Consider the following 18,077-nt stretch of genomic DNA (forward strand, 5'->3'; position numbering starts at 1 on the left):
TTACTATCATTATCAAATTTGGGACGTCTTATGTCGTGTTCTGCTTTTCCGGCGCGCCCCTTTGCTCTCGCCGGACTATTGATACTGCTTGTTGTCGCCGCCGCACTCAGCCTGTTTATTGGCGCGAAACCGATGCCCGCCGCCGTGGTGATCGACGCGCTCTCCGGTGTCTGCCAGAGCGCGGACTGCACCGTAATCCGCGATGCGCGCCTGCCGCGCACGCTGGCGGGTCTGCTGGCCGGTGGCGCACTGGGGCTTGCTGGTGCGCTAATGCAAACCCTCACCCGTAATCCGCTGGCCGATCCCGGCCTGCTTGGCGTTAACTCCGGCGCCAGTTTCGCCATTGTGCTCGGCGCAGCGCTGCTCGGTATTTCGTCTCCGGCGGAACAATTACTGCTGGCGTTTTGCGGTGCGCTGGCCGCGTCGCTGCTGGTGGCCTTTACCGGCAGCCAGGGCGGCGGGCAACTCAGTCCGGTGCGTCTGACGCTGGCGGGAGTCGCGCTTGGCGCGGTACTGGAAGGGCTCTCCAGCGGGATTGCGCTGCTGAATGCCGATGTCTATGACCAGTTGCGATTCTGGCAGGCCGGGTCGCTGGATATCCGCACCCTGCAAACGTTGAAAATTGTGCTCATTCCGGTGCTACTGGCGGCGGCGATCGCGCTGCTGCTGAGCCGCTCACTCAACAGTTTGAGTCTCGGCAGCGATACCGCCACTGCGCTTGGCAGCAAGGTGGCGCGCACGCAATTACTTGGATTAGTGACCATCACCGTGCTGTGCGGCAGCGCGACGGCGGTAGTCGGCCCGATTGCCTTTATCGGCCTGATGATGCCGCACATGGCGCGCTGGCTGGTGGGCGCGGATCACCGCTGGTCGTTGCCAGTCACATTGCTTGCGACACCAGCGTTGTTGTTGTTCGCCGATATTATTGGCCGCCTGATTGTGCCCGGTGAGCTGCGCGTATCGGTAGTCAGCGCCTTTCTCGGTGCGCCTGTGCTGATTGTTCTGGTGCGCCGCGCACGCGGAGGTGGCCTGTGATTTCACCGTCCCGCCGTTTAGTCGCCAGTTGCCTGCTGATGGTGTTTTGTGCCGTGCTGATGGCGGTCTGGAGCCTGCGCAGCGGCGCAGTGACGCTGGAATTGCCCCAGGTGATGAACGCACTAACTGGCGATGCGCCGCGCGCGATTCAACTGGTGGTGATGGAGTGGCGTTTACCGCGCGTGCTGATGGCGCTGCTGGTCGGTGCCGCGCTCGGCGTCAGCGGCGCGATTTTTCAATCGCTGATGCGCAACCCGTTAGGTAGCCCGGATGTGATGGGCTTTAACACCGGCGCGTGGAGCGGCGTGCTGGTGGCGATGGTGCTGTTTGGTCAGCATTTAACGGCCATTGCGCTGGCGGCGATGGCGGGCGGTATGCTCACCTCGCTGGTGGTCTGGCTGCTGGCCTGGCGCAACGGCATTGAAACCTTCCGCCTGATTATTGTCGGCATTGGCGTGCGTGCGATGCTGGTGGCGTTCAATACCTGGCTGCTGCTGCAGGCGTCGCTGGAGACTGCCGTCACCGCCGGGCTGTGGAATGCTGGCTCATTGAACGGCCTGACCTGGGCGAAAACGCTGCCTTCCGCGCCAATCATTATGCTGATGTTCGTGTGCGCCGCCCTGCTCGTCCGCCGGATGCGGTTGCTGGAGATGGGTGATGACAGCGCCTGCGCGCTTGGTGTCAGCGTCGAGCGTTCACGCTTGCTGTTAATGCTGGTGGCGGTGGCGCTGACAGCGTCGGCTACCGCGCTGGCGGGGCCGATTTCATTTATCGCTCTGGTAGCGCCACACATCGCCCGGCGCATCAGCGCCACCGCCCGTTGGGGCTTAATGCAGTCTGCCCTGTGCGGCGCGTTGCTGTTATTGCTGGCGGATTTTGTCGCCCAGCAAGGGTTTACGCCTTATCAGTTGCCGGTGGGTGTGGTCACCGTCAGCCTTGGCGGTATCTACCTTATCGCCTTGTTAATTCAGGAGTCCAGCAAGAAATGACCGATTTATCTTCCCGTTTGCGCGGCGCAGACTTAACGCTGGGTTATGGCAAAAAAATCATTGCCGAGCAGCTAAGCGTTGCCATTCCCGACGGCCATTTCACCGCCATTATCGGCCCCAACGGCTGCGGTAAATCAACGCTGCTGCGCACGCTGAGCCGCCTGATGACGCCCGCACAGGGGCATGTTTATCTCGATGGCGAGCAGATCCAGCGCTTCGCCAGCAAAGAGGTGGCGCGGCGTGTCGGGCTGCTGGCGCAAAACGCCACCACGCCGGGCGATATCACCGTGCAGGAGCTGGTGGCACGCGGTCGCTACCCGCATCAGCCGCTGTTCACCCGCTGGCGTAAAGAGGATGAAGACGCCGTGGCGCGGGCGATGAAAGCCACCGGCATGGATTCGCTGGCCAGCCAGAGTGTCGATACGCTCTCCGGCGGCCAGCGGCAACGGGCGTGGATTGCGATGGTGCTGGCGCAGGAGACGGCCATCATGCTGCTCGATGAACCCACCACCTGGCTCGATATCAGCTACCAGATCGATCTGCTGGAGTTGTTAAGCGCGCTGAACCGCGAGCAGGGTTATACGCTGGCGGCGGTGCTGCATGATTTGAATCAGGCCTGCCGCTACGCCACGCATCTGATTGCACTGCGCGATGGCAAAATTGTCGCGCAGGGCGCGCCCAAAGAGATTGTCACCGCCGAATTGATAGAAGCGGTCTACGGTCTGCGCTGCATGATCATTGACGATCCAGTGGCGCATACGCCGCTGGTGGTGCCGCTGGGGCGCAGCGGAATAGAGTCCCGAAAGACTTAGCGCAATCGGCAAGCTGTGCCACATAATCTCAGCCCGGGGAAAGCGGGTTTCTCCAGAGGATATGTCACTCCAGAGGTATTGTTCCGTTCACCTGGCATACAAGAGTTTCAGAAACGCACTAACACGTGAACGGAACCACTCCACAAACGCCTTATCCAGCCTACGATGCAAACCTCCTGCCCGCTAAACGCGTTAGCGGGCAACAGGCAATATCACTCCCCCAATATCTCCCTTAACACCGGCCCGATACGCTCAAACGCCTGCGGCGAAATAATATCGACATGGGCGCAATCCTGGCGATACACCGCCAGTTCCCGCACCCACGGCGCCCAGGCTTTGTGCGGATCGGTGCCTGCGGGCAGCGTGCGTTCGGCGACAAACAGCGTCGCCTTACCGTCAAACGGCAGGCTGTGCGCGGTGGTCAGTAAACGCACCGCGTCGGCGTAGTTGCCTTCGATAGTCGAAAACAGCTCGCCGGAGCCTTGCCCTTGCTGGGCGGCAAGAAAGGCCTGCCGCTCACGCTCAATTTCGGCCAGCACTTGCGGATCCAGCCCGTTGGCCTCTTTCTCCGCCCAGTTTTGCGTCTCCGGCGGCCAGGTATCGAGCAACCCAAGGAAGGCCACCTCTTCGCCCCGCTCCCGCAAACGTGCGGCAATGCCCTGCGCCAGCGTACCGCCAAGCGAGTAACCGAACAGGTGATAAGGCCCGTGCGGCTGCTGCGCCAGTAGCGTGGCAAGATGCTGCTCGCAGGCGTCATCCAGCGTCGCCGCCTGCTGTAGCGGCCCAAAAGGTCGCGGCGACTGAATGCCGGTTATCGACCAGCGCGGCGCGAGGTAACGCGCCAGCACGCTGAACTGCCAGGCAAAACCGGAAGCCGGATGGAAGCAGAACAGCGTCGGGCCGTCGCTTTCACGCAGCGGCAGCAGCGTTTCCATACCGAGGCGCTGCGCCTGCTCCGCCGTCAGGCTCTGCTCCAGCAGCGCGGCGAGTTTCTCCACCGTAGATGCAACCATAATCTGCCCCGGCGTCACCGGCCTTTGATGCTCGCGGCTGAGCTGTGCCGCCAGACGCATCGCCAGCAGCGAGTGGCCGCCCAGCGCAAAGAAATCAGCCTGCGCATCCTGCACCTCGCAACCCAACAGCGCGGCAAATGCCTGCGCCACGCGTGTTTCCATCCCGGTATTCACCGGGCGACCACAGCGTGCCGCCGCCAGTTCCGGTAACGGCAGCGCTTTGCGATCGAGTTTACCATTCGCGCTCAGCGGCAAGGTGCTCAGTTGCAGCAGGCGCACCGGCACCATATGCGGCGGCAGTTGCTCACGCAGTTGATCCAGCAACGCGGCGGTATCGAGCGGCAAACCGGATGCGGAAACCACATAGCCCACCAGCTGACGCGCATCGCCGCCGCTGGCCGCCGCCTGATTAAAGACGCAGGCATGCGCCACCGCCTGCGCCACATCCGCCAGGGCCAGCATCGCCCGGTCAATTTCGCCCAGTTCAATACGCTGGCCGCGAATTTTCAGTTGATCGTCGCTGCGCCCCAGATATTCCACCGCGCCATTTTCCAGCCAGCGCGCCACATCGCCGGTACGGTACATACGCTCGCCGGGGGCGAACGGATCGGCGATAAAGCGGCTGGCGGTCAGATCCGGACGTCCCAGATAGCCCTGCGCCAGTTGAATACCGGTCAGATAGAGATCGCCCGCCACGCCCGGCGGCACCGGACGCATCATGCCGTCGAGAATACGCAGCCCGGTATTCCACACCGGGAAGCCAATCGGCACGCTGTTGCCGCGCACCTGCGCCAGCGCTTCGCCGTGCGCCGGATACCAGCTCACGTCCACCGCCGCTTCCGTCGGGCCATACAGGTTATGCTGCGGCGCGCCGGTCAGGTGTTGCCATTCGCGGCACAATTCTGCCGGCAACGCTTCGCCGCTACAGAACACCTGTTTAAGCGTTCGACAGCTCTGCTGCGCACTCTCCGGCGTCAGCGAAGCGACAAAAGCCGCCAGCATCGACGGCACGAAATGGGTCGTGGTCACACCATATTCGGCAAAGAAAGCCTGTAACGCTTGCGGATCGCGGTGCGCTTCCGGCTCGGCCATCACCAGGCTGGCCCCGGCGATAAACGGCCACCAGAATTCCCACACCGAGACGTCAAAACTGCATGGCGTTTTCTGCGCCACCACATCCTGAGCAGTCAGCGGGTACTGCTCCTGCATCCACAGCAGGCGGTTGACGATGGCGGTCTGGCCGACCATCACCCCTTTCGGTCGCCCGGTGGAGCCGGAGGTAAAAATGATATACGCCGTCTGTTCCGGGCGTGCCAGATTGAGCGCTTCACTGCCCTGCGCGGCCAGCGGCTGCTGGTAGCAGAAGTGCGCCAGCCCCGGAATATCGCTAAAGCGGGAGAGTTGATCTTCTGCGGTGATCAACAACCTTGGCTGCGCATCTTCCAGCATCATCCGCAGACGTTCGTCCGGGTAGCCAGTATCCAGCGGCAGCCAGGCGGCGCCCGCTTCGACAATGCCGTGCAGCGCCAGCGTCAGGAAGACCGAGCGCCGCAACGCCACCGCTACGCTGTCGCCGGGTTGCACGCCAAGCTGACGCAGATGCTGCGCCAGCGCGACAACCTGTTCACGCATTTCGCGGTAACTGAACTGCCAGCGGGCATCGCGCAATGCGGGCGCGTCCGGCGTTTTCGCCGCCTGCATCGCCACTAAATCGCTTAAGGTTGTGGTCGGCAGCATCATGCCGGTATCGTTAATCTTCGCCAATTGTTGCGCTTCGTGCGGGGCAAGCAGATCGGCATCGCCGCTGCGCAGCGCCGGGTTTTCAGCAAACTGCGCCAGTAATTGGCCCAGCCGCGCCACATGGACGCGCAGTGTGGCTTCATCGTAACGGCTGCGGTTCGCCAACACTTCAACGGCAAGGCCGCCCTCTTCATCCGGGAACAGTGCAATCTCCAGATCGTTGACCGGCCCGGTCGCCAGCGTGTGCGTGATGCCGTGAATGCCATCGACATCCAGCAAGTAGTCAAACATTTTGACGTTGAATACCGGGCCAAACAGCGGCTCATCGCCGGCGGCGCGGCCCGCATCACGGACAATTTGTTCGGCATCGTAACGCTGATGGCGACGCATCACTTTCAGGCTGCCCGCCAGTTGCGCGGCCAGTTCCGCGAGGGTTTGCGCGCCATCGATATGAATGCCCAACGGCAGCACGTTGAGTACCGGCCCGGTCGACGTCAGCGCAGCGGAACCCATGCGGCGCATAAAGATAAACCCGGCGGCGTAATCCATCCGCCCGCACAGACGACCGAGCCACAGCGCCACCAGCGCCAGCCCCAGATCGGCAGGCTGGCTATTCGGCAGCGCGCGGGTTAAACGGCGGAAATCATCGGCATTGAGCGCAACGTTCAGGCGCAGGATATCGGTGGTCGCCGCGCGTCCCGGCAGCGGTGTCGGCGAGAGTGAAACCGGCGGTGGCAGTTCGCTGCGCTGTTTCGCCCAGAAAGCGGCATCGCGCTGCCAGCCGTCGCTGTCGCGATAACGCTGATACTCTTCCACCACTTCCGCAAACGGCGTAAAGGGGGATGACGGCGTTTCGTCGCCGCGTCGCCAGGAGCTGTAAATTGCGGCAATCTGGCGGGTAATTGCCGGGAAACTGAAGCCATCGACCAGTAAGTGATGATAGCGCTGATACCAGTACCAGCACTGTTCGCCCACGCGCAGGAGTTGATGGCAGACCAGCGGTTTACCGCTCTCGACGCGCAGGTTTTGCGCCAGATCGGCGCGCATAATGTTCAGCGCGGCGGTATGCGCATCGCTGTGGGAGCGTAAATCGGTGATGGCGGGCTGCGCAAACTGTTGCGATTCATCCACCCACTGCCAGACGTCGCCGTTATCTTCCTCAAAGCGCATGCGCAGCGTATCGGCCTGCGCCATACCGGTGACAATCGCCTGCGCCAGCAGCGCGGCATCGATATCGCCCTTCAGCTCAACATAGTGCGCCACGCTCCAGGCATTGGGCAGCGACGAGAGTTTTTCCGCCATCCAGATCCCTGGCTGGGCGGCGACCAGCGGTAAACGTTGCGTCATTGGCCGCTCCTTGCAGTCACGTAGTGCGCCGGGGTTAAGGTCTGCCAGTGAGCGTCAAGCCACCTATTGCAGGCTTCCTGTGGCTGCGGTTCGCACACCACGCGCCAGCCGCCAGGCAACGCGCACTGTGCAGGCCACAAACTGTATTGCTGCTGGCTGTTTTGCAGAATATAAAACCGCCCTTGCGGATTATCGAAGGGGTTGGTGAACTCCATAGCAAACTCCTGTCATAGAAAGGCGCGTCAGCGGGCGCGGGTCAAAGGCTGCCAGAGGGTAATCAGCCCGGAAGTCAGCCCGCCGCGCCAGCAAAGCGCATCATGTCCGCCGTCAACCTGACGCCAGAAAACCGGCTGCTGTATGCGTTGTAACAGGGAAAAAAGCGCCTGATTGGCGCGAAAAATCAGCGGTTCGCGCGCGCCCGCTTCCAGCACAATGCGCAGGCCGGAGGGGTGCAGTTCACCGCGTTGAAGTTGTTGGATAAGGATGCCGTCCTGCTCTGCGCCGCGATGCGGCCACCAGTAAGAACCAGACTGGCTCAATACGCAGCCAAAACGCTGCGGCCAGTGCAGCGCGGCATAAAGTGAAGAGAGACCGCCAAAACTCTGCCCGGCCACCACCGTGCGCTCAGCGCGATTGCTGAACGGCGCCAGCGCCTGCACCTGCGGCAGCAGCTCTTCCTGCACCGCCAGCCAGAAATCGGCATTGCAGGGCAGTTCGCGCGTGCGGTGCACATTATCAATCACATCGATCAGCACATAGACTGCCGCCGGTAATTGCCCCTCGTTGGTGAGCGCGGCCAGCGCGGGCCAGACCGGCATACTCTGCGCCCAGAATTGCCCGTCGAGCAGCACCGCCAGCGGGCGTTCGGCCACGTTTTCCTCGCCGGTGGTGTAGATCCACACGCGGCGCGTGTTGTTCAGCCGCTGGCTGCGCCAGTGCAATAGTTGCGGTTCATTGAAAGGCGTATCGGATGCCTGCCATCCCGGCTGTAGCGGCGCATCAGGCATTTCCAGAGCCGAAACCGGATGGCCGCGACCGCCGCGCCAGCTTTGCGGGTTAAGCGGATCGGCAATCGCCTGCGCCAGCAGTTTGCGCCAGCCTTCGCGCAGAGCGGCGCGATCCGGCGGAATGGCAGCAAACACCGCGGGGGAAAAATCGTCGTGATTTTGCGAAGGCATCAGGCAATAGCTGCCCCGCCAGCCCGCTTCAAGGCGGATCTCACGGTACCAGACATCAGTACCGGCAATGCGCTCAAGCGATTGCGGCCGGGCATTTTGATGATGATCGGTCACGCCGGTGATATAGAGCCAGACCCGTTGAATGGGGGAAGTGGCTTCCGTGCCTGCCGGATCCCGCCACCAAAACGTGACGCGGTATTCGCCCGCTTCCTGCACCCATTCCGGCCCCTGTTTTGACTCCCACCAGGCATCACTTCCCGTTGTTGACGTCACGTCTATTACCCCAAATATGCTGTGGAAATTTTTGCTTGCACTTCCAAATTTGTTGATAATATTATTGATAACAATTTGCATTTGCAATAGCGTATTAGCGCGCTGTGGGAAGCGCGTCTTTCACTCAATTGGCCACCTTTGTCGATGCTGCTCAGGGCTGAATAGCTCGCTTTGTGCTGGCTCCATTATGCCGCCTCCTCTCCCCCTGGGAATGGATGAACCGGGGAAGCGGCGATGAAAATCAGGTAAAACAATGAATAACAAAATCAAGACCTTGACCTTATTGGTCAATCTGGGAATTTACGGTGCTGCTTTGCCCGCCATGGCGGCAGACAGCAATACCACCAACTCCACCGAGAATGATGACACCATCGTTGTGACCGCCGCGCAGCAAAATTTGCAGGCGCCGGGCGTTTCCACCATCACCGCTGACGAAATTCGCAAAAACCCGCCAGCGCGCGACGTTTCTGAAATTATCCGGACCATGCCGGGCGTTAACTTAACCGGTAACGCCACCAGCGGTCAGCGCGGCAACAACCGCCAGATCGATATTCGCGGTATGGGCCCGGAAAACACCCTGATTCTGATTGACGGCAAACCGGTTACCAGCCGCAACTCCGTGCGCCTTGGCTGGCGCGGCGAGCGTGACAGCCGTGGCGACACTAACTGGGTGCCGCCGGAAATGATCGAACGTATCGAAGTGATTCGCGGCCCGGCAGCAGCGCGTTACGGTAACGGCGCAGCCGGCGGCGTGGTGAATATCATCACCAAAAAAGATAAAACAAACGAATGGCACGGTGCCTGGAACACCTATTTCAACGCGCCGGAACATAAAGACGAAGGTTCCACCAAACGTACCGACTTCAGCCTGAGCGGCCCGTTGGGCGGCGATGTCAGCTTCCGCTTGTATGGCAACCTGGCAAAAACCCAGGCCGACGCATGGGATATCAACCAGGATCACCAGTCTGAACGTACCGGGATCTATGCCAACACCATGGCCGCCGGTCGTGAAGGTTCGATTAACAAAGATATCAACGGCGTGGTGCGCTGGGATTTTGCACCGTTGCAGTCGCTGGAGTTCGAAGCCGGTTACAGCCGCCAGGGCAACCTCTACGCGGGCGATACGCAGAACACCAACAACGACAGTAGCACCAATAACTACGTGAAAGAGAACTACGGCAAAGAGACGAACCGTCTTTATCGCCAGAACTACTCTGTCACCTGGAATGGCGGCTGGGATAACGGTGTGACCACCAATAACTGGCTCCAGTACGAACACACGCGCAACTCGCGTCTCGGCGAAGGCCTGGCGGGCGGTCTGGAAGGGTTATTCAACACCAATAAGTTCACCGATATCGATCTCTCGGACGTGATGCTGCATAACGAAGTGAACCTGCCGCTGGATCTGCTGGTCAATCAGACGCTGACGCTGGGAACCGAGTGGAACCAGCAGCGGATGAAAGACATGGCGTCGAATAAGCAGGCTTTCCAGGGCGGCCCCATTTCCGGTCTGAGCAGCACCAACCGCAGCCCTTACTCCAGCGCTGATATCTACTCGGTGTTCGCGGAAGACAACATGGAGCTGACCGACAGCACCATGCTGACGCCAGCCCTGCGCTTTGATCATCACACCATTGTCGGCAATAACTGGAGCCCATCGCTGAACCTGTCGCAGGGTCTGGGCGATGACTTCACGCTGAAAATGGGTATCGCCCGCGCTTACAAAGCGCCGAGCCTCTATCAGACCAACCCGAACTACATTCTCTACAGTCGTGGTCAGGGTTGCTACGCCAGCGGCACCGGCGTGGGCTGCTACATGATGGGGAACGACGATCTGAAAGCGGAAACCAGCATCAACAAAGAGATTGGCCTGGAATTCAAACATGAAGGCTGGCTGGCCGGTTTGACCTGGTTCCGCAACGATTACCGCAACAAGATTGAAGCCGGTTATTCACCGCTGAGCCAGACCTCGGTCGGCAGTACCAAAACCGATCTCTATCAATGGGAAAACGTGCCGAAAGCGGTAGTGGAAGGTTTAGAAGGCACCCTGAACGTGCCGGTCAGCGATGCGGTAACGTGGAGCAACAACTTCACTTACATGCTGCAAAGCAAAAACAAAACCACTGGCGAGCGCCTGTCGATCATTCCGGAATACACGGTCAACTCCACCCTGAGCTGGCAAATTGTGCAGGATGTTTCTGTTCAGTCGACCTTTACCTGGTACGGCAAACAGGAACCGAAAAAGTATGACTATCAGGGTAACCGCGTGACCGGTTCCGCCACCAACGAAGTCAGCCCTTACAGCATTGTTGGCCTGAGCGGCACCTGGGATGTGACCAAATACGTCAGCCTGACGGCCGGTATCGATAACCTGTTCGACAAACGCCACTGGCGCGCGGGTAACGCCCAGAGTACCGGCGGCAGCACCGGCTGGATGTACGGCGCTGGCGCAGAAACCTATAACGAATCGGGCCGCACCTGGTATATGAGTGTGAATACCCACTTCTAAGTTGCACCTGCCCTCTCCCCCAACGGAAGAGCCCCGCTTCCCGGCGGGGAGAGGGCCGGGCGAGGAAACGCCATGCACACCACTCATCACACCGTTTCCCTCGCCGATCACACGCTTCATCTGGTTGATTTTCTTCCCGCGACGTTTACTCCCGCCGATCTGCTCTGGCTGCCGCATCATGAGGCGCTTGCGCACTGCGCGTTAAAGCGCCAGACCGAGCATCTGGCCGGGCGCATCGCCGCGCTGCACGCATTGCAGGAGCATGGTTTCAGCACGATTCCGGCCCCTGGCGCGGCTGGCGAACCCTGCTGGCCGCAAGGCGTATCGGGTAGCATCAGCCACAGCGGGCAGCGTGCCGTTGCCGTAGTGGCGTCGCATCCTGTCGGCGTGGATCTTGAAGCGCAGTTCAGCCCGGCGCTGTGCGATGAACTGGCCGCAAGCATTGTTAACGCGCAGGAACATGCGCTGCTCGCCGCCTGCCCCCTGCCGTTTACGCTGGCGCTCACGCTCGCTTTCAGCGCGAAAGAGAGCCTTTACAAAGCGTTCTCCCCGCAGGCGAAGCCCTTCCCCGGCTTTGCCAGCGCGCACATCACCGCCATTGATGAACAGCATCTTGAGCTGCGTTTTCTGGCGGAATTTTCCCCACAACTGGTTGATAAAAAAGTAAACGTCTACTGGCGAGCCGACCACGAACGGGTAATGACGCTGGCCGTGGGTTTACCGTTCGGATCGTGATCCTTTTCTCCTTTTAAGAAATTAGCTGCGCAAACCGTAGACAGTTTGCCGTCGCCGAATTATCGTTATTTTGAATAATAAATCATTATTGAATATATATTCAATGTGGAGAAAAAGATGAAAAAGACCCTACTGCAATCCGTTGTACTGGCTTCGATGATCGCTGCATCCGGCTCGCTTTTCGCCGCAAATAACGGCCTGATCGCGATTATTACCCCTTCCCACGACAATCCGTTTTTTAAAGCGGAAGCCGATGGCGCAGCAGCCAAAGCGAAGGAGCTGGGCTACACCACGCTGGTCGCTTCCCATGACGACGATGTCAACAAACAGAACCAATTGATTGAAACGGCGATCGCCCGCAAAGCGAAAGCGATCATTCTGGATAACGCCGGGGCAGATGCCACCGTCGGCCCGCTGGAGAAAGCAAAAGCAGCAGGCGTGCCCACGTTTCTGATCGATCGTGAAATCAACAAAACCGGCGTGGCGGTGGCGCAAATCGTCTCCAACAACTATCAGGGCGCGCAACTGGGCGCGGAGAAGTTCGCCAAATTGCTAAACGGTAAAGGCAAGTACGTTGAGCTGTTAGGCCGCCAGTCAGACACCAACGCCAGCGTGCGTTCCCAGGGCTATCACGATGTGCTGGATGACAACCCGGAGATGAAAATGGTGGCGCAGCAAACCGCCAACTGGAGCCAGACCGAAGCCTTCACCCGAATGGAAGCCATTCTGCAAACGCACCCGGACATTGTCGGCGTGATTTCCGGCAACGACACCATGGCGCTTGGCGCGGAAGCAGCGCTGAAAGCCGCCGGAAAAAATAACGTCATCGTGGTCGGTTTTGACGGCAGCGACTACGTGCGCGACTCGATCATCAACAAAGGCAACATCAAAGCCACCGTGCTGCAACCCGGCTGGCAGCAGGCGCAAATGGCCGTCGTTCAGGCAGATTACTTCCTGAAAAACGGCAAAGCGCAGAAGGAAGAGAAACAACTGATGGACTGCATGCTGATCGATGACAGCAACGCCAGCAAACTGAAAATGTTCAACCTCAGCAAGTAACGCGGAGGCGCTATGTGGTTAAAACAATGGGGTAATGCGCTCGCAGGGTGCGTTGCCCTGTTGCTCACGGCCTGCACCGTGGTGGATCTGGATGAGAACGGCAAGCCGATTATGCCTGCCGATCCGCATGCCAAAGCCAGCTTTGACAACCAGACGCCGCAGCAGATCGCGCAACAAACCTGGCAGGAACGCGTGATCAACGCCGCGCACCAACATGCGCTGAGCGCCGACACGCTGGCCGCCCAACAAAAAAAACCGGCCGCCGCGCCGCAGAGCGTATTTGTCCGGCTGACAAGCCAGGTCGAACGCATTGATACCAGTAATGAACGCGAACAGCAGATGCTGATTAACGTTAACGGGCAACCGCTGCCGGTGCAGCTTGGCCCGGTAATACGCGGTAACGCAATTCGCGATGCTACCGGTTTTAAATTTGAAGACTTTACCAACCAGGTCCAGTTTGCGCAGCTTTCCCGCGCCTATAACCGTGAAGCAGCAAAACATCTGCCAAAAGTTGACGCCAGCTGGGCCGGAAAACCGGTCACCATACTGATGGCGGTCACGCTCAGCGGCGGCAAGCTTGATGACGCCGTGGCACTGGAGTTGCAACAGGAGGCACAGTAATGAGCGATCTACCTGTGGACGACATCATTCTGCGCACGCGCGGCGTGTCGATGCTGTTTCCCGGCACCGTGGCGCTGGACAACGTCGATTACAACGTCTGGCGCGGCAAAGTAAACGTGATTATCGGCGAGAACGGCGCGGGCAAATCGACGCTGATGAAAATTCTCGCCGGCGTGCAGCAGCCGAGCGTCGGCACCATCGAACTGAATGGCGAAACGGTGCACTTTTCCGACACCCGCTCCGCCGCCGCACACGGTATTGGCATGGTGCACCAGGAGCTGAATCTGTTCGAAAACCTCAACGTCGCGGAGAATATTTTTCTCGGCCGCGAGCTGCAAAAAGGGGTGACGCCGATTAACGAAGCGGAGCAGGAAAAACGCACCGCTGAACTGCTCAGGCGCCTCGATCAGCCCATCTCGCCGCGCGAACTGGTTGGCAACTTAAAAGTCGGCCAGCAGCAACTGGTCGAGATCGCCAAAGCGCTGGCCGAGGATGCCGATATTCTGATCCTCGACGAACCCACTTCGGCGCTGAGCAAAACGGAAGTGGAGATCCTGTTCCGCGTGATACGTGAACTCACGCGCCAGGGGGTGTCGATTATCTACATTTCGCACCGGCTGGAAGAGTTAATGGCAATTGGCGATGTCATCACCATTCTGCGCGATGGCAAATTTCAGGCCGAAGCGAAGGTCTGCGATATCGATGTGCCGTGGATCGTACGCGAAATGCTCGGCAGCGATCCGGTGAGTAACTTCCTCTCGCCGGGAAGAACCTTCGGCGCGCCGGTTCTGGAAGCTGAAAACATCACCTGCGTAAACGCCAGCGGCGTCACCACGGTAAATGATGTCAGCTTTAAAGTGCATGCTGGCGAGATTGTCGGCATCTACGGCCTGATGGGTGCCGGACGTACCGAGCTGTTTGAGTGCATGCTCGGAACCGAACGCAACTATCTCGGCAAGCTGTGGCTCGACAGCAAACCGGTGCCGCAACGGCTGACGCCCGCGGAGCGCATCCGCATGGGCATGAGCCTGGTACCGGAAGATCGCAAACGCACCGGCATCTTTCCCATCTCGTCGGTAGCGAGCAATCTCACCATCGCCAGCCTGTGGCGGCGCTTGCAGCGCGGTTTCACTATCGCCATAAAGGATGAAGAAGCGGTGGTCGCCAGCACCATTGGCAACCTGTCGATTAAAGTCTCCTCGCCGGAGGTGGAGATCCAGGCGCTCAGCGGCGGTAACCAGCAGAAAGTGGTGATTGGCCGCTCGCTGCTGACTAACCCGAAAGTGCTGTTTCTCGACGAGCCAACGCGCGGCATTGATGTCGGCGCAAAAGCCGATGTGTTCCGCATGATGGTGCAGCTTTCGCAACAGGGGATCGCGGTGGTCTTTTCCACCTCCGATTTGAAAGAAATCATGGCGGTTTCTGACCGTATTATGGTGATGTCCGGCGGCAAACTGACGGCCGATATTGAACGCGCCCGGGCCGAAGAGTCGGCACTGGTAACAGCAAGTGCTCAGGGGTTCTGATATGAAAACAACACAATCTATGGCCATCGTGCCGCGCGCGGGCGCATCGTTATCACGCGAAAGCATTCTGCTTTTACTGTTGAAGCTGCGTACCTTTATCGCGCTGTTCCTGATCGTCGGCTTTTTTACCGCCACCGTGCCGGGTTTTCTCTCCACCGGCAGCCTGCTGATCATGATTAAACATATCGCCATCAACGCCTTTCTGGCGCTGGGCATTACCTTTGTGATCATCACCGCCGGAATCGATCTGTCGATTGGCGCAACGCTCGGGCTGTGCGGAATGATCGCTGGCTGGATGATCACCAAAGGCATTGTGTTGCCGATGTTCGGTATCGCCATTTTCCCCAGCGTGTGGGTGATTGTACCGCTGGTACTGCTGACTGGCGGGCTTATCGGCGCGGTAAACGGCTGGATCATCACCCGCTACAACGTTGCGCCGTTTATCTGCACCCTTGGCACCATGTATGTGCTGCGCGGCGCGGCGATGCTGACCTCCGACGGGCAGACGTTTCCGGGGCTTGCCGGCAACCCGCTGCTCGGCAATACCGGGTTTGATGAAATTGGCGCCGGGACGCTGTTCGGCATTCCGTGGGCCATCTGGCTGATGATTGTGCTGGCCGCAGTGATTGCTTATATCGCCCGCCGCCTGCCGTTTGGCCGCCATGTTTATGCGATTGGCGATAACGAACGCGCCGCCGAGCTCTCCGGCGTGCGGGTGAAGCAGGTAAAAATCTGGGTTTACACCCTCTCCGGGCTGTGCGCCGCGCTGGCGGGCATTGTGGTCTCGGCGCAGTTGCTGGCGAGCCACCCGGCTAACGGTACGGCTTTTGAAATGAACGCCATCGCCGCCGTGGTGCTGGGTGGTACGTCGCTGGCCGGTGGTCGCGGCACCGTGCTCGGTACGCTGATTGGCGCGTTCGTGATCGGTTTTCTCGCCGACGGGCTGGTGATGATGGGCGTCAGCGAGTTCTGGCAAATGGTGATCAAAGGGATCGTGATTATCGTGGCGGTGATTATCGATCAGATGCAAAACCGCATGCAGCAGAAAGCGGCAGTGGTCGCGCAGAAGGCGGTGATGGAAGGTAAATAGACCAGCTTGCCCGGCTCTGATGCGCCGGGTTTTTACCGCCCGGCTCGCATGATGCGGCCGGGCATTTTTTTATTAGAACGCTTCCCACTCGGTATCCGGCGCTTTGCTGGCGCTGGCTAATGCCGGGCGCAGCACCGGTTTTCCGGCTTTCGGCGCTTTCGATGCCGGTTTGCTGGCGGCGCTTTGCGCAGCAACATCGCCCGGCAGTTTAAACACCGACACGATTTCGGTCAGTTGGTAAGCCTGCTGTTCCAGCGAACTGGAGGTGGCGGAAGACTCTTCCACCAGCGCGGCGTTCTGTTGGGTAACGCCATCCATTTGCGAAATCGCCGTGCCGACCTGGCCAATCCCTTTACTCTGCTCGCTGGATGCCGACGCGATCTCGCCCATGATGTCCGTCACGCTGGTGACGGAACGCAGGATGTTATCCATCGATTCGCTGGTCAGCGTCACCTGGTCGTAACCGTTATTGACGTTAACTACGGACTCGTCGATCAGCGTTTTGATCTCTTTCGCCGCACCGGCGCTGCGCTGCGCCAGGTTACGCACTTCGCTGGCGACGACGGCAAAACCGCGCCCCTGCTCACCGGCGCGCGCGGCTTCCACGGCAGCGTTCAGCGCCAGGATATTGGTCTGGAAAGCAATACTGTCGATCACGTTGATAATGTCGGTAATTTTCTGCGAACTTTCGGTAATGTTCTTCATGCTGGCGATAACCGCCTGCACCCGTTCTTCACCGGTGTTCACCGCTTCCGACGCAGTTTTCGCCAGTTGGCTGGCCTGATTGGCGTTGTCGGCGTTCTGTTTCACCACCGCACTCAACTCCTCCATGCTGGCGGCGGTTTGCGTCAATGCCGCAGCCTGCTCTTCAGTGCGCGAAGAGAGATCGGTATTCCCGGAGGCAATTTCGCTGGCGCCCTGGTAGATTTCTCCGGCGCTGTTACGGATCTGCGCGACGGTTTTCACCCAGTTCTCCTGCATCGTTGCCAGATACGGGATCAACTGCCCGACTTCGTTGCGCCCCAGATCTTTCGTCGGTTTATCCAGGCTCCCGACCGACAGCACCTGCAAATGCTGTTTCACCCACTCCAGCGAACGCCCCAGACACAGCGCCAGGTAACGTTCCGACAGCACCAGCATCGCCAGGCCAATGACCATCGCGATAATAATGATGGTGCGCGTCACCGACACCCAACTGGCAATACGCCCATTCGCCGCGGATTTCAGATCGTGAATCTCCTGGTTATAAGCGACGATTGCCTGCGAAAAACCGCTGCGCAGCGGGCTGAACTGATCTTTCGACAGCTGCGCATAACTCGCGGCGTTGTTCTCCTTGATAGCGGCAAACATGGGGGTGATGGCCTGGTTAAACAGCGTCAGCGAGCTGTTGTAGATATTGTCCGTAGCAGTAGTGCTGATATTGGCGTGGTCGGTGACTTTAAACTGGTTCAACCCGCCCTGCAGAAAGTCGATATCTTTGCCGATGCGCTCGATGGTTTGTTGGTAGTTTTGGGTATCGTTATTTGCCTGGTAAACGATTGCGCGATCCATCAGCAGTTTCACCTGATAGTAACGGTCGCTGGCGTTATTGATAATGTCACCGTTTACCTGCTGAACGTTGGTGAGTTCAACTTCGTCCGTTAAGCCGCTTAATGCATGCAGAGAGAAAAACGACACGCCGCCCCAGAGCAGAGTAAAAATGATCAGGATCGCAAGCATCACGACCTTGATTTTTAAATTTCGAATTATGTGCATAAAAACCCCGGTAAATTGCTGTGAAGAAAAGGAACAACAGCGATACAGCGCTGCTTAACTCTCCATCGGCGTTACAGCGAAGTTAATTAAGATTAAAAAGAAGTAAGGCAATAACTTTTATTTAAAACAGCGATAACAATCGCGGCGGGTGGCCCGATGGCGCAGCACCACCGGGCTGACCCGCTTACAGCGATGCATAAGCTATTTTCTGCCACAACTCTCGCAGCGAGGGGGTTGTAGTGAGGAATGCCTGGTGGCGCAGCACGAACCGGGTCTGCGAGTTTAGCAAAACCGCTGCTATGAGAAAGGGTTCCGTTCACCAGGCGTTCAGTAGTTTCAGAAACATGGCATCACGTGAACGGGACAAGGGGAGCTGCCGCGCTCCCCTTGCCAAT

General features: G+C 59.1%; 13 protein-coding genes. 9 read left to right on the top strand and 4 right to left on the bottom strand.

From position 1 onward, the window contains the following. The first annotated feature begins 30 nt into the window (after positions 1 to 30). From fepD to fepC, 3 genes are read left to right on the top strand one after another with little or no spacing between them, the layout of a single operon-like run. On the top strand, positions 31 to 1,035 hold the full coding sequence (gene fepD, locus DK872_RS04475) for a Fe(3+)-siderophore ABC transporter permease (protein ID WP_007373766.1): 1,005 nt from the start codon (positions 31 to 33) through the stop codon (positions 1,033 to 1,035). Continuing rightward, on the top strand, positions 1,032 to 2,024 hold the full coding sequence (gene fepG / locus DK872_RS04480) for an iron-enterobactin ABC transporter permease (protein ID WP_161518066.1): 993 nt from the start codon (positions 1,032 to 1,034) through the stop codon (positions 2,022 to 2,024). The genes fepD and fepG overlap by 4 nt, the downstream gene beginning before the upstream one ends. Beyond that, positions 2,021 to 2,836, top strand: coding sequence for an iron-enterobactin ABC transporter ATP-binding protein (fepC, locus tag DK872_RS04485; RefSeq protein WP_007373764.1), 816 nt, complete (start codon positions 2,021 to 2,023; stop codon positions 2,834 to 2,836). The genes fepG and fepC overlap by 4 nt, the downstream gene beginning before the upstream one ends. Positions 2,837 to 3,048: 212 nt before the next feature. Here fepC and entF read toward each other — a convergent pair whose 3' ends face one another. The 3 genes from entF to fes are packed head-to-tail and all read right to left on the bottom strand — an operon-like array spanning position 3,049 to position 8,387. Beyond that, positions 3,049 to 6,936, bottom strand: coding sequence for an enterobactin non-ribosomal peptide synthetase EntF (gene entF, locus DK872_RS04490; RefSeq protein ID WP_161518067.1), 3,888 nt, complete (start codon positions 6,934 to 6,936; stop codon positions 3,049 to 3,051). Next, a complete protein-coding gene (locus DK872_RS04495) occupies positions 6,933 to 7,151 on the bottom strand; it encodes an MbtH family NRPS accessory protein (RefSeq protein WP_007373762.1) in 219 nt (72 codons plus the stop codon). The genes entF and DK872_RS04495 overlap by 4 nt, the downstream gene beginning before the upstream one ends. A gap of 27 nt (positions 7,152 to 7,178) precedes the next feature. Continuing rightward, entirely contained in the window at positions 7,179 to 8,387 is a 1,209-nt protein-coding gene (gene fes / locus DK872_RS04500; RefSeq protein WP_161518068.1) for an enterochelin esterase, read from the bottom strand. Between the two features lie 253 nt (positions 8,388 to 8,640). Between fes and DK872_RS04505 the strand changes: the two genes are divergently transcribed. From DK872_RS04505 to DK872_RS04530, 6 genes are all read left to right on the top strand, one after another. Next, entirely contained in the window at positions 8,641 to 10,896 is a 2,256-nt protein-coding gene (locus DK872_RS04505) for a TonB-dependent siderophore receptor (protein ID WP_071920449.1), read from the top strand. A 72-nt stretch (positions 10,897 to 10,968) separates the two neighbouring features. Beyond that, complete coding sequence (entD, locus tag DK872_RS04510; RefSeq protein ID WP_079518265.1) at positions 10,969 to 11,631, top strand: enterobactin synthase subunit EntD; 663 nt, start codon at positions 10,969 to 10,971, stop codon at positions 11,629 to 11,631. Between the two features lie 117 nt (positions 11,632 to 11,748). Next, positions 11,749 to 12,690, top strand: coding sequence for a D-ribose ABC transporter substrate-binding protein (locus tag DK872_RS04515; protein WP_035886042.1), 942 nt, complete (start codon positions 11,749 to 11,751; stop codon positions 12,688 to 12,690). Positions 12,691 to 12,702: 12 nt separating this feature from the next. Beyond that, positions 12,703 to 13,311, top strand: coding sequence for a DUF2291 family protein (locus DK872_RS04520; RefSeq protein WP_161518069.1), 609 nt, complete (start codon positions 12,703 to 12,705; stop codon positions 13,309 to 13,311). Then, positions 13,311 to 14,837, top strand: coding sequence for a sugar ABC transporter ATP-binding protein (locus DK872_RS04525; RefSeq protein ID WP_186298774.1), 1,527 nt, complete (start codon positions 13,311 to 13,313; stop codon positions 14,835 to 14,837). The genes DK872_RS04520 and DK872_RS04525 overlap by 1 nt, the downstream gene beginning before the upstream one ends. 1 nt (position 14,838) lies before the next feature. After that, entirely contained in the window at positions 14,839 to 15,927 is a 1,089-nt protein-coding gene (locus DK872_RS04530) for an ABC transporter permease (RefSeq protein WP_007373755.1), read from the top strand. A gap of 72 nt (positions 15,928 to 15,999) precedes the next feature. Here DK872_RS04530 and DK872_RS04535 read toward each other — a convergent pair whose 3' ends face one another. Then, positions 16,000 to 17,682, bottom strand: a complete 1,683-nt coding sequence (locus tag DK872_RS04535; protein WP_035886044.1) for a methyl-accepting chemotaxis protein — start codon at positions 17,680 to 17,682, stop codon at positions 16,000 to 16,002. Between the last annotated feature and the right edge of the window lie 395 nt (positions 17,683 to 18,077).

The sequence above is a fragment of the Kosakonia sp. MH5 genome, from assembly GCF_009935945.1.
GTDB classification, from domain to species: Bacteria; Pseudomonadota; Gammaproteobacteria; order Enterobacterales; family Enterobacteriaceae; genus Kosakonia; species Kosakonia radicincitans.